The following is a 14587-nucleotide window of genomic DNA, read 5'->3' as shown; positions in this document are numbered from 1 at the left end:
GGAGCACGCGCCCTGGATCCATAACCACGGCTCGGGGTTATGGGTTCCGGACTCCCGCTGGCGCGCAATCCGGAACGACCGCATGAGCTTGAAGCAAACGAGGCTGCGGTGCCTTCCGGCCACCGCAGCCCCGTATCTTGTGCGCGCTACTTCTTGCTGTAGCTGATGCGATAGATCGCGCCGGCCCAGTCGTCGGCGACCAGGATCGACCCGTCCTTGGCAAGGATGATGTCGTCAGGACGGCCGAGATAGCCCTGGTCGCCCTCGATCCAGCCGGAGGCGAACACCTCCTGCTTGGGATTCTTGCCGTCCGGCCCGACGATCACGCGCATGATACGACCGCCCTGGTACTTGTGGCGATTCCAGGAGCCGTGCTCGGCGATCAGGATGTTGTTCTTGTACTCGGCGGGGAACTGGTCGCCGGTATAGAACTTCATGCCGAGCGGAGCGACATGGGCGCCCAGATTCAGCACGGGCGGCGTGAACTCGGAGCACTTGTGGCCCATCGCGAACTTGTCGTCGGGCAGATTGCCCTGGTGGCAGTAGGGATAGCCGAAATGCTCGCCGATCTTGTTGATCATGTTCAGCTTGTCTGAGGGCAGATCATCGCTGATCCAGTCGCGGGCATTCTCGGTGAACCAGTACTTGCCGGTGCGCGGATCGACGTCGCCGCCGACCGAGTTGCGCACGCCGAGCGCATAGATTTCAGCGTTGCCGGTCTTGGGATCGACGCGGCGGATCTGCGACACGCTGGTCGGCGGGATGCCGATGTTGAAGGGCGGTCCGAACGGAATGTAGAACCAGCCTTCCTTGTCGACTGCGATGTACTTCCAGCCATGCGCGGCATAGGACGGCATGTCGTCATAGACGACCTTGCCCTCGCCGGGATTGTCGAGCTTGTTTTCGATGTCGTCGTAGCGGATCAGCTTGTCGACGGCGATGACGTAGAGCGCCCCGTCCTTGACGGCAAGACCCGTGGGCATGTTCAGCCCCTTGAGGATGGTCTTGACCTCTTTCTTCCCGCCACTGTCCTTGATGGCGTAGACGTTGCCGAGGCCGAACGAGCCGACGAACAGAGTGCCCTTGTCACCCCAGGCCATCTGCCGCGCGGCCAGCACGCCCGAAGCGTAGACCTCGATCTTGAAACCCGCGGGCAGCTTGATCTTCTTGATGATGTTGGCGAGCTCGGCGTCGGAGGCGCCTGTCGGCGGCCCCGAGGGCGGCGCGAGGCCCTTCTGCGCCTCGGTCTCGTCGCCGAGGAACCAGTCATCCGGCGGATGGGTCCAGAACTCCTTGGTGCCGGATTCGTATTTCTTCAGCTGCCGGCTCTTGTCCTGCTGCTGCGCATTGCCGGCGCTGGTCCCCGCGAGAAGGGCAGCCGCTGCAAGCGCCAGAACGGATTGAAAGACGGATCGATGGAATTTCATCGCGTCACTCCCCTAAGGCAGCCGTCAGGGCTGCGCATTATTATATTTTGCTAGTCGAGAGGCGAAGTTTCGGGTCCGTCGGGACGACAGACGCGAAAAGGTTAGCACATCTGCCAGCGGTGAGAAGCGCGGCGCACGCAGCGCAGTTGCGCCGCGAAAGAATTGAGACGGAATGTCAACGAGGACAAACGCAGCGGCGACAACGCTCTCGCTGCAATGCGGAATCAAACGGCGCGCGCCTCATTTGCGGGCAACGCGGAAGGCCGGCAAAACAAAAAACGCGAAAACAACCCCATGCACAGTAGATCCGCGCAAGTCGCACTGCTCCCGGTGACACCGGCCAGGCATTTGGCGCATCGAGCAAAACAGCAAAGGCGGCGATTAAAAGGCGACCGGATAGGGCCCGTCGTCGAACACCGTGTCATGATAGCCCTTGGACCCGATTTCGCGCGCCAGCGTGCTGCGAAAATCAGCGCCCTCACGTAGGCTGTTCAGCACATGCGCGAAGTCGAATCCGGGCCGCCAGCCCAGCTCGCGCCGCGCGCGCTCGTTGACATAGACGCGGTCGATCTCCGCGAAGAGCTGCCAGCCCCGCGCCGCGTAGAGCTCTGCGCATTCCGGATAGAGCTCGCGCACGACACCGGCCGCATCGCGCGCCAGCGCGACGAGATGACGCGGCTCGAACGGGCTGGTGGCCGAGACGATGTAGCGGCCAAATCCGATCTTCGGAGCACGCTCGGCGGCGAGCAGGTGGGCGCTCACCGCGTCGGCGATATCCAGCCTGCGATAGAGCAGCTCGTTGGCCTGCGCGTTGTCCAGCGCATACGCCGACCGCATCACGGGATCATCGTCGTCCTCCGGAAAGAAGCGCGAGGTCCGCAACACCACGACCGGCAGGCCGCGCTCGCGAAAGAACAGCTCGCACAGGGTCTCCGCCATCAGCTTGGTCGTGCCGTAGATATTTTTCGGAACGGCCGTCAGATTCTCGGTGACCCAGACCGCCGCCTGTCCGGCCTCGGGCCGAAGCTGCGAGCCGAACGCGCTGGTGGTGCTGGTGAAGACGAAGCTCCTCGCGCCGGCCGCCGCGGCCGCCTCGAGCAGATTGAGCGTGCCGGTGACATTGGTGTCGATGAAGTCCTGTTTGCCGTGGGTCGCCACTTGCGGCTTGTGCAGCGTCGCTGTGTGGATCACGGCGCTGACGCCGTCCATCTGGCGCCGAACGAAGTCGGGATCGACGATCGAGCCGACGGCATCGGTGAAGGGCGATGGCTTCAGATCGATCCCGTGCACGGGCGAACCGCGCGCCCGGAGCATCCGCAGAATCGCTTCCCCGAGGTGACCCGCGCTGCCGGTGACCAGAATTGTCATGACGGACCCGACACAGCCGCCAACGGCGTGGAAAACCACGTTTCCGCCCGGATCAGCTGGATGCTCTGGAGAAAATTGGAGCGGGCGAAGGGGCTCGAACCCTCGACCCCGACCTTGGCAAGGTCGTGCTCTACCACTGAGCTACACCCGCATCCTGTGTCGGTCGCATGACGCGCCGGCAACGGCTGTCGTATGCCAAAAGCGGGAGGGGAATGCAACAGCTACCGGCGGCCTAGATGCGCATCTTCTGACCCGATAGGAGCCCAAAGCCGGTCGAATCGACCGAAAAAGCCCCGGAACCGCCGAATCGGCCTCGGTGGATTGAAATTCGGCCCATTCGGCCCAATTTAGGAGCCGACAGCAAGCATATGGAGTGGCAGCATGCTAAAGACTCGCCATTCCGGACATCAGACGAGGGGATCCCGTGACGATCATCGACCAGGGTAACGGAGCCGCAAACCCGGCCGCCGCCGATCTGATCAAGGACACCACCACCCAGACCTTCGTGAAGGACGTCATCGAGGAATCGAAGCGCCAGCCGGTGCTGATCGATTTCTGGGCGGAGTGGTGCGGTCCCTGCAAGCAACTCACCCCCGTGCTGGAAAAGGCGGTCAAGGCCGCCAAGGGCAAGGTCAAGCTGGTCAAGATGAACATCGACCAGCACCCGGCGATCCCGGGTCAGATGGGCATCCAGTCGATCCCGGCCGTGATCGCCTTCGTCAACGGCCAGCCGGCGGACGGCTTCATGGGCGCAGTGCCGGAGAGCCAGCTCAACGCCTTCATCGAAAAGCTGACCAAGGGCATGACCGCGCCGGGTGAGCCGAATATCGCTGAAATCCTGCAAGAGGCCGAAGCCGTGCTCGCCGAGGGCGACGCCGCAGCCGCCGCGCAGATCTATGCGGAGGTGCTCCAGCACGATTCGACCAACATCGCGGCGCTTGCCGGGCTGGCAAAATGCTACGCCGTCTCCGGCGCGATGGAGCAGGCCAAGCAGACGCTGGCCATGGTGCCGGAATCCAAGCGCAACGACCCCGCCGTGAAGGCCGTGCAGACGACGATCGATCTCGCCGAGCAGGCCCAATCGCTCGGGCCGGTCGCGGAGCTGGAACAGAAAGTCGCCGCAAACCCGCTTGATCATCAGGCCCGATTCGACCTCGCGACCGCGCTCAACGCGCAAGGCGACCGCACCGCGGCCACCGCGCAGCTGCTCGAGATCGTCAAGCGCGACCGCAAGTGGAACGATGACGGTGCCCGCAAGCAGCTGGTGCAGTTCTTCGAGGCCTGGGGCGGCACGGATGATGCAACCGTCGAGGGACGCAAGCGTTTGTCGACGATCCTGTTTTCGTAAGGCGCCTTTTTGAGCATGATCTGTTCGGAAAACCGCTGCACACTTTGCGCTGACGCGGTCCTCGGGATCCGGATCATGCACTAGCAAGGCCAGGGGGACCGGGCAGATGCCGATCAATATCGAATATCGCGGGCCCGCCGACCTCCCGGAGATCATTCCGGTGTTTCCGCTGCCGGGCGCGCTGCTGCTGCCCCGCGGCCAGATGCCGCTCAACATCTTCGAGCCGCGCTACCTTGCGATGGTCGACGACAGTTTTCGCGACGGCCATCGCCTGATCGGCATGATCCAACCTGACGTCGCGCATTCGCCGAAGGATTCCGACAAGCCGACGCTGTTCCGGGTCGGCTGCGTCGGCCGCATCACCCAGCTCGCCGAATCCGGCGACGGCCGCTACATCCTCGAGCTCACCGGCGTCTCGCGCTTCAAGGTGGTCGAGGAGCTCGAAGTGCTCACCGCCTATCGGCAGTGCAAGGTGGATTTCTTCGCCTTCGTCGACGACTTCACCGCGCGCATGGGCGAGGACGAGGTCGACCGCGAAGCGCTGCTGGCCGTGCTGGCGGACTTCTTGAAGGCCAACAATCTCAAGGTCGACTGGGAAGGCGTCGAAAGCGCGCCCAACGAAGCGCTCGTCAATGCGCTGGCGATGATGTCGCCCTATGGCCCCGCCGAGAAGCAGGCCATGCTGGAGGCGCCCGACCTGAAGACCCGCGCCGAGATCCTGATCGCCGTCACCGAGATGGACCTCGCCAAGAAGCGCACCTCGGGCGATCCGCCGTTGCAGTAGCACGGCCGGGACGCTATCGACGCGCCCGTCGACCCAGCCAGATATGAAGCGGGAGCAGCAGGGCCAGGGAGAAACCGGTGCCCAGATGGATCCAGCTCATGAAGGGCCGTACCGCTTCCGATCCCAGGTAATAGAGCCCGAATGCGGTCGCGATCAGCACGGCATTGGACGCCGCCATGACGGACCCGGAAACGAGATTCTTGCCGCTGCGCCACGATCGCTGCGCGTGCAGGGGAACAAGCGCCCCTAGCAGCAAGAGCGCCAGCATCGCCATCCCGCCATGGACCATCAGTATGTTGGCGGCGATCTGCTGCCAGATTTCGTCGCCGGCGGTGTCCTTCTGCCAGTCGGCCACGAGCCAACCGGCACCGGTCAGAAGCAGCGTCGCGAACGCCGCATAGAGCGAATAACGAAACGATGTTCTAACCCGCAAGGTGCACCCGGTGGTACCAGTCGGAGGTGATCTGAACGTCGCCATCGGAGAACAACAAGGCGCCGGCGCGATAAAATTCGAGCAGCTGGCCCGCATCGGTGCCGGAGATCATCGCGACCTTGGTCAAGCCGTCGGCGATCATGCAGGATGGTGCGCGAATCGTGACACCGTCGAGCCGGCTGGCCGGCCTCTGGGTTCCGGGATCAATCACCGCCGAACCATCAGGCTCACGGCTCTCGAACAGCTCGACGCGGCGCGCCGTTGAAGCCAGCGCTTCGTCGGCGACATCGATGCGGCAAACCGATCGGCCGGGGTCGCGGGGATCGCGGATGTGAACCGCGCGCGGTTCAACGCCGAAAGCGCGGAGGTCGCCGCCAGCATTCACCATGCCGCCGGGAACACCAAAATCGCGCAGCGCGGCAACTGCGCGGTCGACGGCGAAGCCCTTCGCTATGCCGCCAAGGTCAATCATCACATCGGTCGATCGAAAGCGGACCTTATGGTCCGGAAGCAGCTCAATCGCGTCGGCGGAGGCGGCAATCGGCGCCGGCACCGGCCTATCCTTCAGGCGCGGCAACAAGCCCAACGTCTGCAGCGCCGGCGCGATCGTGACATCAAACAGCCCGCTGGAGCGACGATGCAATTCGATGGCAGTGTCGAGCACCTCGAACGTCCACGCATGAACGGCCAGGGGGTGAAGGCCGGCTTCGCGGTTGAGCCGGCTGACGTCGCTATCCGGCTCATGAAAGCTCATCAGCCGATGCACCTGCGCCATGGCATCGAATGCGGCATCGATGGCGCCATCCATGTCGGATCTGCAGGCGCCCGCAATCTCGATCTCCACGAAGGTACCGAGCAGCGGCCGTGCGCGACGGATGCTATCGGAGGCGATTGCCATAGGCCGCCAATATTCGTTTCACGCCTTCGGTGACGTGGGTAGACGACAGGGTCGCACCGGCGATGTTCCTGATGTCGCCATTGATCTTGAGCGCGCTGCTGCTGGTCTTGCCGGCAAACTGGGCGAGCCAGCTCGAGCTCCTGATCTCGCCACCATAGGATTCCCGGTATTCGAGGATCTCGACCTTGTGGACCGCCCCCGCCGGGGTCAGCGCCACGGCATAATCGATGAAAAGGTGCTTGCCGACGACCCGGTCGAACACGAAGAAGCCGACCACCTTGCCGGCGGCTTCAGCTTTCCAGACCCGGCCCGTCTGAACTTCGGAGAAATGTGTCGCGGACGGAAATGCTTCCTTCTGCGCCTCCTCGATCGACAGATACCGAACGGCATAAGCGGGAGACGCGGCAGACAAGATCGCCGCAGCCGGTACCGTGTATCGAACCCAGCTCATAGTCATCCCGCTCGTTGTCCTGTCATCAGATCCTGCAAGATAACGACCCTGTCCAAATCAGAAGAAGAACCCGACGCCACCGAGAAACGAATCCGAAAGCGCGCCGGTAGCGCTCTTGTCGATCACACGCTGATAAGTCGCCTTCAGCACAACCTTGGGCGATGGAAACACGGCAAAACCGGCCGTGTGATACTGCCGCTGCCCTTGACCCGTCGGCAGATTGGCATCTGTGCCGGCGACGCCGCCCGTCTGCAAGTTCATGTAGGTGTAGCGGTAGAACGGGACAGCCTCCCACTCGCTGTTGAGAATCGTGCCGAGCGGCACATGGTAGGCAATCTCGCCCGAATAGCCGTACATCGACTTGCCGACATTGTTGGTCGGATCGGTGTCGTTATTGGCGCGCAGATTTTCCGGGTGCCCGAACTCGGCGCGGACATATTCGCCGCGAAGCTCGAGGCCCGTATCAGGCACCCTGTAGCGGAATTCGGCGTCAAACATTGCAAGGCTGGACCTGCCGAGGAAGTTGCCGAAATCATCATGTGCGCCGCGCGGCGTCGTATTCGGCGAGTAGTAGGCGCTGATGCTTCCGGCGAAGCCGGCCCAGAACGTCGGTGTGAAGTCGAGCCGGCCCGACACGGCCGTGGCGTTGTTGAGTTGCTGGAAATCGCCGAGCGGGGGCCTCGAGAATCCGAGCGCGTTCACACCGTCAATGCCCGCAATATACGCCGTGCCGGGAAGCGGGACGGTCTTTGCATCGGTGCGGTTGTCGAAGGAATCGCCGAAATCCTCGTTACTGGCGCTGACCATGACCTGGTATTTGAGGTCTTCGGTGATCGTCCCGTAGACGCTTGTGGACGGGACCTTCCAGGTCGACGGGATGATGCCGTTGTAGAGCTCGGGCCGATTCACGCTGTAGAATTGCGTGGGCTCGTGATGCTGATTGATGTAGCCAAATGGCACGAGATCGACACCCGGCGAACGCCAGTTGAATTGGTCGATGATCTTGAAATCGATCCAGACCTGCTCGATCTCGGCGGTGCCGTGCAGCTTGTCGTCGTTGTCGAATCCGGCGCCGGCATGCTCGAACTCGATTTCGGCATTGAAGATGATGTTCGGAGTGATCGCATAGGTGGGCAGGAGAACGAACCTGGCCGCATCAAAGCCCTTCTGCCACTGACCGCCCGCGGCAGGATTTTGCATGGTGCCGAACTTGATCTCGCCATATGCCCCGATGCTGAGACCGGGGACCGGAGAATCCGCAAGTCCGAGGATCGGCTTGTCCGACGCCGCCGGCAGCGGCGGCAGGGCCATGAAGTCTTTCGACTTCGGCTTGGTCGATTTCTCCGACGATTGGGGTTCGGTTTTTTGATCCGCGGGCTTGGCTGTTGCGTTCTTTGTGTCGGCAGATGGCGCCGCCACATTGGCGCTCGCCAACGCTGCCGTTTTGGCCGTCCGCTTTGCCTCTGCATCGGCCGCCGGGCGATCCTGCTTCTGCTTCAGTTCGGCTTCGAGCTGCTGGATGCGCTGCTCCATCTTCTCCAGCTTCCTGAGCAGGGCATCGTTGGCCCCGCCTTCGGCTGCGTAAGTCGCACCAGAACTCAGAAGCGAAATGGCGGTTGCCGCGAGCAGGGCTGATCGGCGCCGGTATCGGCGACTTTCGAAAGCTGGCGCGACTGGATCCGTGAGAACGTGAAATGACATGCATTCCCCCCAAGGTCTTGCGACATTCGACCGCAGGAAAAGCCTGCAAATTCCTGCCTTGGAAAGCGGAACGTGGGAAAGCGAAGTTAGAATAGCTCGACATTAGAATTAGAATAATGAAAGAACTGCGCTGGCGTCCGACGCGAGCTTGGCAATCCGACTGGAAGCTCTGCAGAACCGAACGAGCTCGTGCTTCCGCCGCGTCAGTCCGGGCCGGCTCGCTCAGAGATGATGGCCGATGCGTTTGCGGCCGGTGATCATGGCGCGGATCGGGTTCTCGCGCTGGAGAATCCCCATCAGCAGCACGCCGAGCACGTGCAGCACGACCAGGACGATGACCGCATCCGACGAATAACGGTGGGCATCTTCGACCCACCAGACGCCGAAGAAGGTGACAGTCACCGACATCGCGCCCGTGATGGTCGAGACCGCGAGCGAGACCAGCAGCGCCACCAGCATCAAGGTGCCGGCGGGATTAAGTCCGATATAGCGGCCGGTGATGCCGCGGCGCAGATTCCAGAGATAGCCTGGCGCCGCGCGAAGCCTGACCCCGATCATGCGGAAGCGCGAATAGCGGCTTCCCCAAAAGCCCCAGACGAGGCGGAAGGCGAGAAGTCCGAGCACCGCATAGCCGACGATGCGGTGAAGCCGATCATAGACCGTGGGCGTGAACCACGCGGCCAGAACGCAGGCCGCGAGAGCCCAATGCCAGAGGCGCAGCGGGAGGTCCCAGACTGCAACCGTCCGCGAAGCGGCTCGATCTGCGGGGGTCCTGTCGGACGCCCCGCGCGCTTCTGGCGTCGCTTCTTCAATCAAGCAAAGACCATCCTCAAGTCCTGCTTTGCGCATATCAACTCGCGCAGTCTACGTCACGACCTGCTTGACGATTCACTTGGCGATTTACTTTGCGATTTACTTGGCGATCGTGTGCTTCAGGCTGAGATCTTCGGGGCTGTAGAACAGCTCGTAAAGCTTGCCTTCCTTGACGCCGTAAACCTCGTAGCACGAACCTTCGACCTTGGACCGCCGCACCTCGTAACCCAGCGCCTTGGCCTTGGCTTCGGCTTCGCTGGCCGGCTTCCACGACGCCTTGTCGAGCTTTGTGCAGTCCTTGAAACCGTCGGCCATGGCCGCCGACCCCATGCCGATCCCGACCGTCAGTGCCATGGCAACAACACGAATGACCTTCACGAACATCTCCTCCTCTGTCGTGCGCGCTACGCGAGCCGCGAAGCGGGACTGAAGGAAGCAAAGGTGATGGTGAAGTCAATCCGGTACGAGGCCATTTGGATTAGAGTTGTTCTAACGACCGCCAAAAGATCAGCGCTCTCCGCATGCAGCATGCATTCGCGGGGGCGCTGCGGCCTTACGTCTCACGGGCCAGATAAACTGCCAACTTCGCCAGCTGCGTTAGGCCGTGCTTCGCATTCCCGGATAGTTGTGCTGCAGCCAGTCCGTCCAGCGGAGACGTCCGCGGACCCCTTGGCTGACGACGAAGCCCATGCCGCGCGCCTTCGCCTCGGACAGGCCGATTGGCAGGATTTTCCGGTGCAGTCGCCTTGCATCCTGGTATTGGCGGGCGAAGGCAACGAGATCGAGAGCTTCGGGGCCGCCGATCTCCGCACGCACGCCACGCTGCCCGTCGAATGCGCAGGTCAAAACGTGATCGGCGACATCCGACGTATTGACGGGATTGAACGGCGTCGTCGGGACCGGCCATACCGGAAGCCAGGCGAGGCTCGAGAGCAATTTGTCGAGCAGATAATAGAACGGCATCGCGCGAACGATGGACCAGGACAGAGCTGACGCACGCACCCGCCGTTCGCCGGCGAGCTTGACCTGCGCATAGGGCAGGGTTGCCTGCTCGAGTCCGACGATCGAAACATGCAGAAAATGGCGTATGTCGGCCTGCCCGCAGAGCGACAGCAGCCGCTCCGTTCCCTCGACGTCCACGGCGGAGGGCGATCTGAAGAAATCGACCGGACGAACGCCGCCGCGCCGCGCGATCGGCGAATAGGTCGCCGCATTGATCACCGTATCGACGTCATGCAGTGCTTCCCGCAGTCCCGCGCCTGTGGCGAGATCGCCTGCGGCCCATTCGACGTCCGATCGCAAGCCCGGCGATCGCGCGAACCACCCGGACGCGACGTCCGTCGCGGACCAGGCGATCGACGATATCCCGCCCAAGATGACCTGTGCCGCCGGTGACGAGCGTCAGAGCCATGGCTCAACTCCCGTCGGTCTTGCGCGACGGCTCGCCGGTGGGGACGAGCACGGTCTCGCCTGTCGCGACGAGGGTCAACGCATCTTGCTCATCAGCCGCAAACAGCTCGGCGCGGGCGAACACCTGCCTGCGCCCTGCGCGGAGCGTCGTTCCCTTGGCGAGGAAATAACGGCCAATGGCCGGCCTCAGGCAGCTCATCGAGAAATGCGACGCGTTGACCGCGCCCACGAGCGTTGCTGCGGCGAACCCACAGGCGGTGTCGAGCAGGGCCGCGATCAGGCCGGCGTGAAGATGCCCGGAATACTGGGTGAGCTCGTCGCGCCAATTCATGCGGATGGTGCTCTCGCCGTTGCCGGCCGCGACAACGTCGAAGCCCGCGGAGCGGTTGAACGCAGCGGACGCGTTGACCGCCTCGAGTGCTTGCAGGTCGAATCCGTGCGGCGTGCTCATGCGCGGCTCCATCGCGGGGTGCGGCCTTCGAGGTTGCTCCCGACCGCCTCGATATGATCGGGCGTGCCGAGCAGCGCCGCTTGTTCGGTGGTCTCGGCGGCGAGACCGGCTGCTGCCTCGCAAGTTGCGGACAGGTTGAGCAGCCGCTTGGCGGCACGGATCGCACCGGGGCTGCGACCAGCAATATCACGCGCCGTTGCCAGCGCGGCGGCCACGGGATCATCGACGAGTCGCGTCGCAAAGCCGTAGGCAAGCGCTTCGTCGGCCGAAAAGACGCGCCCGGTATAGGTCAGCTCACGCACGACATCCTCGCGCGCGAGATGGCGCATCAATTGCGTGCCGCACATGTCCGGCACCAGACCCCATTTCGTCTCGATGACCGCGAGCTTCGTATCGGGCGCGAGATAGCGCAGGTCGGCACCGAGCGCGAGCTGGAAGCCGCCGCCGAAGGCAACACCGTGGACCGCTGCGATCACGGGCACCGGCAACTGGCGCCAGAGCCAGACAATGTGCTGCGCGAAGTTTGCGATGCCGTGGGTCCGGCGCATCAGATCCGCGGACGGAAGCAGCGGCTCGCCATTTGCGGCGGCGAGCAGGCGTTCGACGTCGAGGCCGGTGCAGAAGGCACGGCCTTCACCGGATAGCACGACGGCCCGAATTTCCGGGCTGTCGCGAAGATCCGCGCCGGCTTCGGCAAGTGCCTCGAACATCGCCGGATCGAGCGCATTCATCTTGTCAGGTCGGTTTAGGCGAACGTGGGCCACGTCATTCTCGACGGTGACACGGACGCGATCGGTCATCGCGCTCCTCCCTTGGCTCGCATCGGCAGGTTCAGTATCCGGCGACCGCCAGCGCGACCACGCCCGCGAGCGCCTTCCAGCCGAAGCCTCGTCCGCGCGACCACCAGGCGTTGGCGAGGGCCGCAAAGCCGTAGATGGCGACGATGGTCGCGACGATCCAGTGCCGTGCGCTGTCCGATCCCAGCATGGGCGCCGCAAGCAGGAGCACGCCGCCGCCGATCCAGGCGACCGTCCCGGCCTGCCAGACCAGGCGGATCAGCGTGCGCAGGCTTTCCGGGGTGATGGTCGCTTTGGCGAACACCTTGGTTTCGCCCAGCACGCCATGGATCAGGGCGACCGCGATTCCCGCGACGCCGGCACATTGCAGCAGCAGATCACGCATCGGCAGACCTCGCCTCCTTCATCCATACAGTACTGTATGGAGAGATAGGCACTGGCCTGCCAGCTGTCAATACACTAGTGTATGGTCAAGTTCCGGGAACCCGACATGACCGAACAGCTCTCCGCCGACGACTGGATCAAGCAAGGCCTCAAGGCACTCGCCAGGAGCGGCTTCACCGCGCTCAAGGCCGATCCGCTGGCAAAGGCCATGGGGGTGTCGCGCGGCAGCTTCTATTGGCATTTCGCCGATCTCGGTGCGTTCCAGGCCGCCGTGCTGAAGCGCTGGCGCGAGATTGCGGCCGAGCAGATCATCGCTGACGTCGAGGCCGCCAGGGACGAACCGCTGAAGGCCCTACTGCGCAGGACGTTCGGCGCGCGGCTCGATCTCGAACGCGCGGTGCGCAACTGGGCGGCCTTCGATGCGGCGGCGCAAGGGGCAGTGCGCGCGATCGACCGCCGCAGGCTCGACTATATCGAGCAGCTGCTGGGAAAGCGCGGGCTCGAGGCGCCGACAGCGCAGGCCCGCGCACAGATCCTCTACTGGACGTTTCTCGGCTTTGCACTGTCGGACGCGCCGGTGCCGGCAGCACGGCTCCCCGCTACGCTCGACGAGATTCTGCGGATGGTTTCGGCCTAGTGCAGCGATGGGCGGACGCGAATTTCTGTGCTAGAGGCAACCGATCGCCGGAGACCCCAATGAACGCGCCCACCGAACGTCCCGAAGCCAGCGTCGATCCCAAATTGCTGGAGATTCTCGTCTGCCCACTGACCAAGGGTCCGCTGGAGTTCGATTCCGCCAAGCAGGAGCTGATCTCTCGCAGCGCCAGGCTCGCTTATCCGATCCGCGACGGCATCCCGATCATGCTGCCGGAAGAGGCGCGCAAGATCGATTGAGGATCTCTTTCAGCCATTGTTGAGCGATGGCGTGGTCACACACAAGGTGTCGTCCCCGCGAACGCGGGGACCCATAACCACAGGACGTCGTTGTCGACCGAAGTGGTAACTCCGAGTCTTCGCCAAACTCCTCCCTGTGGCTATGGGTCCCGGATCCGCGCTGCGCTTGTCCGGGACGACAGCGGAGATTGGAGAGCCAGCGCGGCTACAACGCCTCGCCTTTCAAGAGCCGCGGCACCTCGCCCGTGAGCCCGGCGGCCTGGCGGATAAAGAGGTTCTTCAGCGGCGGGGCGCGGTCGACGAGACCGAGGCCGATGTCGCGGACGGTGCGCAGCAGCGTCGACTGGTTCGAGAACAGGAAGTTCAGCGAGTTGGTGGCAACGCCCATCGCCATGGTGTCGAAGCGGCGCCAGCGCTGGTAACGCTCGAGCACGTCGGCTCCGCCGATATCCATGCCGAGCCGCGCGGCATCGACCACGACCTCGGCCAGCGCCGCGACATCCTTCAGCCCCATGTTGAGGCCCTGGCCCGCAATCGGGTGAATGACATGGGCGGCGTCGCCGATCAGCGCGAGCCGTTCGGCAATGAAGGAGCGCGCGACGAAATAAGACAGCGGGAACGCCCGCGGCTTGTCGAGCGCCTTCACCTCGCCGAGATGCAGGCCGAAACGCTGCTCGAGCTCGGCGTGAAATTCCTCATCGCTGAGCGCAACGATGCGCGCGGCCTCGGCTCGACGCTCGGTCCACACCAGCGACGAGCGCTTGCCCGAGAGCGGCAGGATCGCGAAGGGGCCTGCGGGCAGGAAGTGCTCCTCGGCGCGACCCTCGTGATCGCGCTCGTGGCCGACGGTGACGACGATGCCGGATTGGTCATACTCCCAGCCATGGGTCGCGATGCCGGCGCGCTCGCGCAGTTTTGACCGCGCGCCATCGGCGGCAACGAGCAGGCTGGCGGCGATCACGCTGCCGTCGCCCAGTGTCACGTCGATACCCTCGGCACGCGCATCATAGGACGCCACGGTGGTGGCACGAAGATCGATGCCCTCCGCTTCGGCGCGCGCCGTCAGCGCATCGATCAGGCGGCGGTTCTCGACCATATGCGCAAAGGGCTCGCCCGGCGCGACATCACCGGCGAAGTTGAGGAATACCGGCCGGGTGGCGTCCTCCAGCTTGGAATCGGTGACGACCATGTCGAGGATCGGCTGCGCCTCGCTCCTGACGTCGTCCCAGGCGCCGATCGCCTCGAACAGGCGGCGGCAGGCGGCCACGATCGCTGTGGCGCGGGGGTCGCGGCTCGGCCGTGTGCTCAGCGCGGGATCGGCGACAATGACGGGAATCTCGGGGCCGAGCCCCTGGCGTAACGCCAAGGCCAGCGCGAGACCGGCAAACGCGCCGCCACCAATGACAATGCTACCCTGTACCGACATAC

The 14587-nt window shown here is 63.8% G+C and carries 17 protein-coding genes and 1 tRNA gene; 4 read left to right on the top strand and 14 right to left on the bottom strand.

The window, feature by feature from the left end; translation table 11 throughout:
* Nucleotides 1-146: 146 nt before the first annotated feature.
* The 3 genes from UNPA324_RS06415 to UNPA324_RS06405 all read right to left on the bottom strand — a co-directional run bounded on the left by UNPA324_RS06415 (nucleotide 147) and on the right by UNPA324_RS06405 (nucleotide 2946).
* Entirely contained in the window at nucleotides 147-1427 is a 1281-nt protein-coding gene (locus UNPA324_RS06415; protein WP_128921057.1) for a PQQ-dependent sugar dehydrogenase, read from the bottom strand.
* 381 nt (nucleotides 1428-1808) lie between these two features.
* Nucleotides 1809-2795, bottom strand: coding sequence for an NAD-dependent epimerase/dehydratase family protein (locus UNPA324_RS06410; protein ID WP_181769312.1), 987 nt, complete (start codon nucleotides 2793-2795; stop codon nucleotides 1809-1811).
* A gap of 76 nt (nucleotides 2796-2871) precedes the next feature.
* Nucleotides 2872-2946: transfer RNA gene (locus tag UNPA324_RS06405), tRNA-Gly, on the bottom strand.
* 273 nt (nucleotides 2947-3219) lie between these two features.
* On the opposite strand from UNPA324_RS06405, the gene trxA reads away from it, so the two are divergent.
* On the top strand, nucleotides 3220-4143 hold the full coding sequence (trxA, locus tag UNPA324_RS06400; protein WP_181769311.1) for a thioredoxin: 924 nt from the start codon (nucleotides 3220-3222) through the stop codon (nucleotides 4141-4143).
* 106 nt (nucleotides 4144-4249) lie between these two features.
* Nucleotides 4250-4927, top strand: coding sequence for an LON peptidase substrate-binding domain-containing protein (locus UNPA324_RS06395; RefSeq protein WP_128921060.1), 678 nt, complete (start codon nucleotides 4250-4252; stop codon nucleotides 4925-4927).
* 13 nt (nucleotides 4928-4940) lie between these two features.
* Here the strand turns inward: UNPA324_RS06395 and UNPA324_RS06390 are convergent, their stop codons facing one another.
* From UNPA324_RS06390 to UNPA324_RS06345, 10 genes are all read right to left on the bottom strand, one after another.
* Nucleotides 4941-5282, bottom strand: a complete 342-nt coding sequence (locus UNPA324_RS06390; protein ID WP_141934064.1) for a hypothetical protein — start codon at nucleotides 5280-5282, stop codon at nucleotides 4941-4943.
* A 67-nt stretch (nucleotides 5283-5349) separates the two neighbouring features.
* Nucleotides 5350-6258, bottom strand: coding sequence for an FAD:protein FMN transferase (locus UNPA324_RS06385; RefSeq protein WP_141934062.1), 909 nt, complete (start codon nucleotides 6256-6258; stop codon nucleotides 5350-5352).
* Nucleotides 6239-6709 carry an FMN-binding protein gene (locus UNPA324_RS06380; RefSeq protein WP_128921063.1) on the bottom strand — a complete coding sequence of 157 codons (471 nt, stop codon included), beginning with the start codon at nucleotides 6707-6709 and terminating at the stop codon, nucleotides 6239-6241. Before UNPA324_RS06380 ends, UNPA324_RS06385 begins: the two co-directional genes overlap by 20 nt.
* A 57-nt stretch (nucleotides 6710-6766) precedes the next feature.
* Nucleotides 6767-8242: a putative porin gene (locus UNPA324_RS06375; RefSeq protein WP_246667126.1), complete on the bottom strand. Its 1476-nt coding sequence runs from the start codon at nucleotides 8240-8242 to the stop codon at nucleotides 6767-6769.
* Nucleotides 8243-8632: 390 nt separating this feature from the next.
* Nucleotides 8633-9226 (bottom strand): cytochrome b/b6 domain-containing protein, encoded by a 594-nt coding sequence (locus tag UNPA324_RS06370; RefSeq protein ID WP_181769310.1) that lies wholly within the window; start codon nucleotides 9224-9226, stop codon nucleotides 8633-8635.
* 96 nt (nucleotides 9227-9322) lie between these two features.
* A complete protein-coding gene (locus UNPA324_RS06365) occupies nucleotides 9323-9601 on the bottom strand; it encodes a PepSY domain-containing protein (protein WP_181769309.1) in 279 nt (92 codons plus the stop codon).
* 219 nt (nucleotides 9602-9820) lie between these two features.
* Nucleotides 9821-10525 (bottom strand): SDR family oxidoreductase, encoded by a 705-nt coding sequence (locus UNPA324_RS06360; protein ID WP_246667125.1) that lies wholly within the window; start codon nucleotides 10523-10525, stop codon nucleotides 9821-9823.
* 112 nt (nucleotides 10526-10637) lie between these two features.
* Complete coding sequence (locus UNPA324_RS06355; protein WP_141934056.1) at nucleotides 10638-11084, bottom strand: PaaI family thioesterase; 447 nt, start codon at nucleotides 11082-11084, stop codon at nucleotides 10638-10640.
* The gene (locus UNPA324_RS06350) at nucleotides 11081-11884 is read right to left on the bottom strand and encodes a crotonase/enoyl-CoA hydratase family protein (RefSeq protein WP_128921068.1); all 804 of its coding nucleotides are present in this window, start codon (nucleotides 11882-11884) and stop codon (nucleotides 11081-11083) included. Before UNPA324_RS06350 ends, UNPA324_RS06355 begins: the two co-directional genes overlap by 4 nt.
* A 31-nt stretch (nucleotides 11885-11915) precedes the next feature.
* Nucleotides 11916-12266 carry a hypothetical protein gene (locus UNPA324_RS06345; protein WP_128921069.1) on the bottom strand — a complete coding sequence of 117 codons (351 nt, stop codon included), beginning with the start codon at nucleotides 12264-12266 and terminating at the stop codon, nucleotides 11916-11918.
* A 105-nt stretch (nucleotides 12267-12371) separates the two neighbouring features.
* Between UNPA324_RS06345 and UNPA324_RS06340 the strand changes: the two genes are divergently transcribed.
* Both UNPA324_RS06340 and UNPA324_RS06335 read left to right on the top strand, forming a co-directional pair.
* Nucleotides 12372-12902 carry a TetR/AcrR family transcriptional regulator gene (locus UNPA324_RS06340; protein WP_164936467.1) on the top strand — a complete coding sequence of 177 codons (531 nt, stop codon included), beginning with the start codon at nucleotides 12372-12374 and terminating at the stop codon, nucleotides 12900-12902.
* A 59-nt stretch (nucleotides 12903-12961) separates the two neighbouring features.
* Nucleotides 12962-13159, top strand: coding sequence for a Trm112 family protein (locus tag UNPA324_RS06335; protein WP_027514851.1), 198 nt, complete (start codon nucleotides 12962-12964; stop codon nucleotides 13157-13159).
* A gap of 205 nt (nucleotides 13160-13364) precedes the next feature.
* On the opposite strand, the gene UNPA324_RS06330 is transcribed toward UNPA324_RS06335, so the two are convergent.
* A complete protein-coding gene (locus UNPA324_RS06330) occupies nucleotides 13365-14585 on the bottom strand; it encodes a ubiquinone biosynthesis hydroxylase (protein WP_128921071.1) in 1221 nt (406 codons plus the stop codon).
* Nucleotides 14586-14587: the final 2 nt, after the last annotated feature.

The organism is Bradyrhizobium sp. UNPA324 (assembly GCF_006658635.1).
GTDB classification, from domain to species: domain Bacteria; phylum Pseudomonadota; class Alphaproteobacteria; order Rhizobiales; family Xanthobacteraceae; genus Bradyrhizobium; species Bradyrhizobium nanningense.
The sequence above is the reverse complement of the archived record's forward strand: the minus strand, read 5'-3'. Positions and strand labels throughout refer to the sequence as shown.

Coding starts and splice junctions, on each gene's coding strand:
- UNPA324_RS06415 (WP_128921057.1), bottom strand. CDS start 1,427: ATGAAATTCCATCGATCCGTCTTTCAATCCGTTCTGGCGCTTGCAGCG.
- UNPA324_RS06410 (WP_181769312.1), bottom strand. CDS start 2,795: ATGACAATTCTGGTCACCGGCAGCGCGGGTCACCTCGGGGAAGCGATT.
- UNPA324_RS06395 (WP_128921060.1), top strand. CDS start 4,250: ATGCCGATCAATATCGAATATCGCGGGCCCGCCGACCTCCCGGAGATC.
- UNPA324_RS06385 (WP_141934062.1), bottom strand. CDS start 6,258: ATGGCAATCGCCTCCGATAGCATCCGTCGCGCACGGCCGCTGCTCGGT.
- UNPA324_RS06380 (WP_128921063.1), bottom strand. CDS start 6,709: ATGAGCTGGGTTCGATACACGGTACCGGCTGCGGCGATCTTGTCTGCC.
- UNPA324_RS06375 (WP_246667126.1), bottom strand. CDS start 8,242: ATGGAGCAGCGCATCCAGCAGCTCGAAGCCGAACTGAAGCAGAAGCAG.
- UNPA324_RS06355 (WP_141934056.1), bottom strand. CDS start 11,084: ATGAGCACGCCGCACGGATTCGACCTGCAAGCACTCGAGGCGGTCAAC.
- UNPA324_RS06350 (WP_128921068.1), bottom strand. CDS start 11,884: ATGACCGATCGCGTCCGTGTCACCGTCGAGAATGACGTGGCCCACGTT.
- UNPA324_RS06345 (WP_128921069.1), bottom strand. CDS start 12,266: ATGCGTGATCTGCTGCTGCAATGTGCCGGCGTCGCGGGAATCGCGGTC.
- UNPA324_RS06340 (WP_164936467.1), top strand. CDS start 12,372: ATGACCGAACAGCTCTCCGCCGACGACTGGATCAAGCAAGGCCTCAAG.
- UNPA324_RS06335 (WP_027514851.1), top strand. CDS start 12,962: ATGAACGCGCCCACCGAACGTCCCGAAGCCAGCGTCGATCCCAAATTG.
- UNPA324_RS06330 (WP_128921071.1), bottom strand. CDS start 14,585: ATGTCGGTACAGGGTAGCATTGTCATTGGTGGCGGCGCGTTTGCCGGT.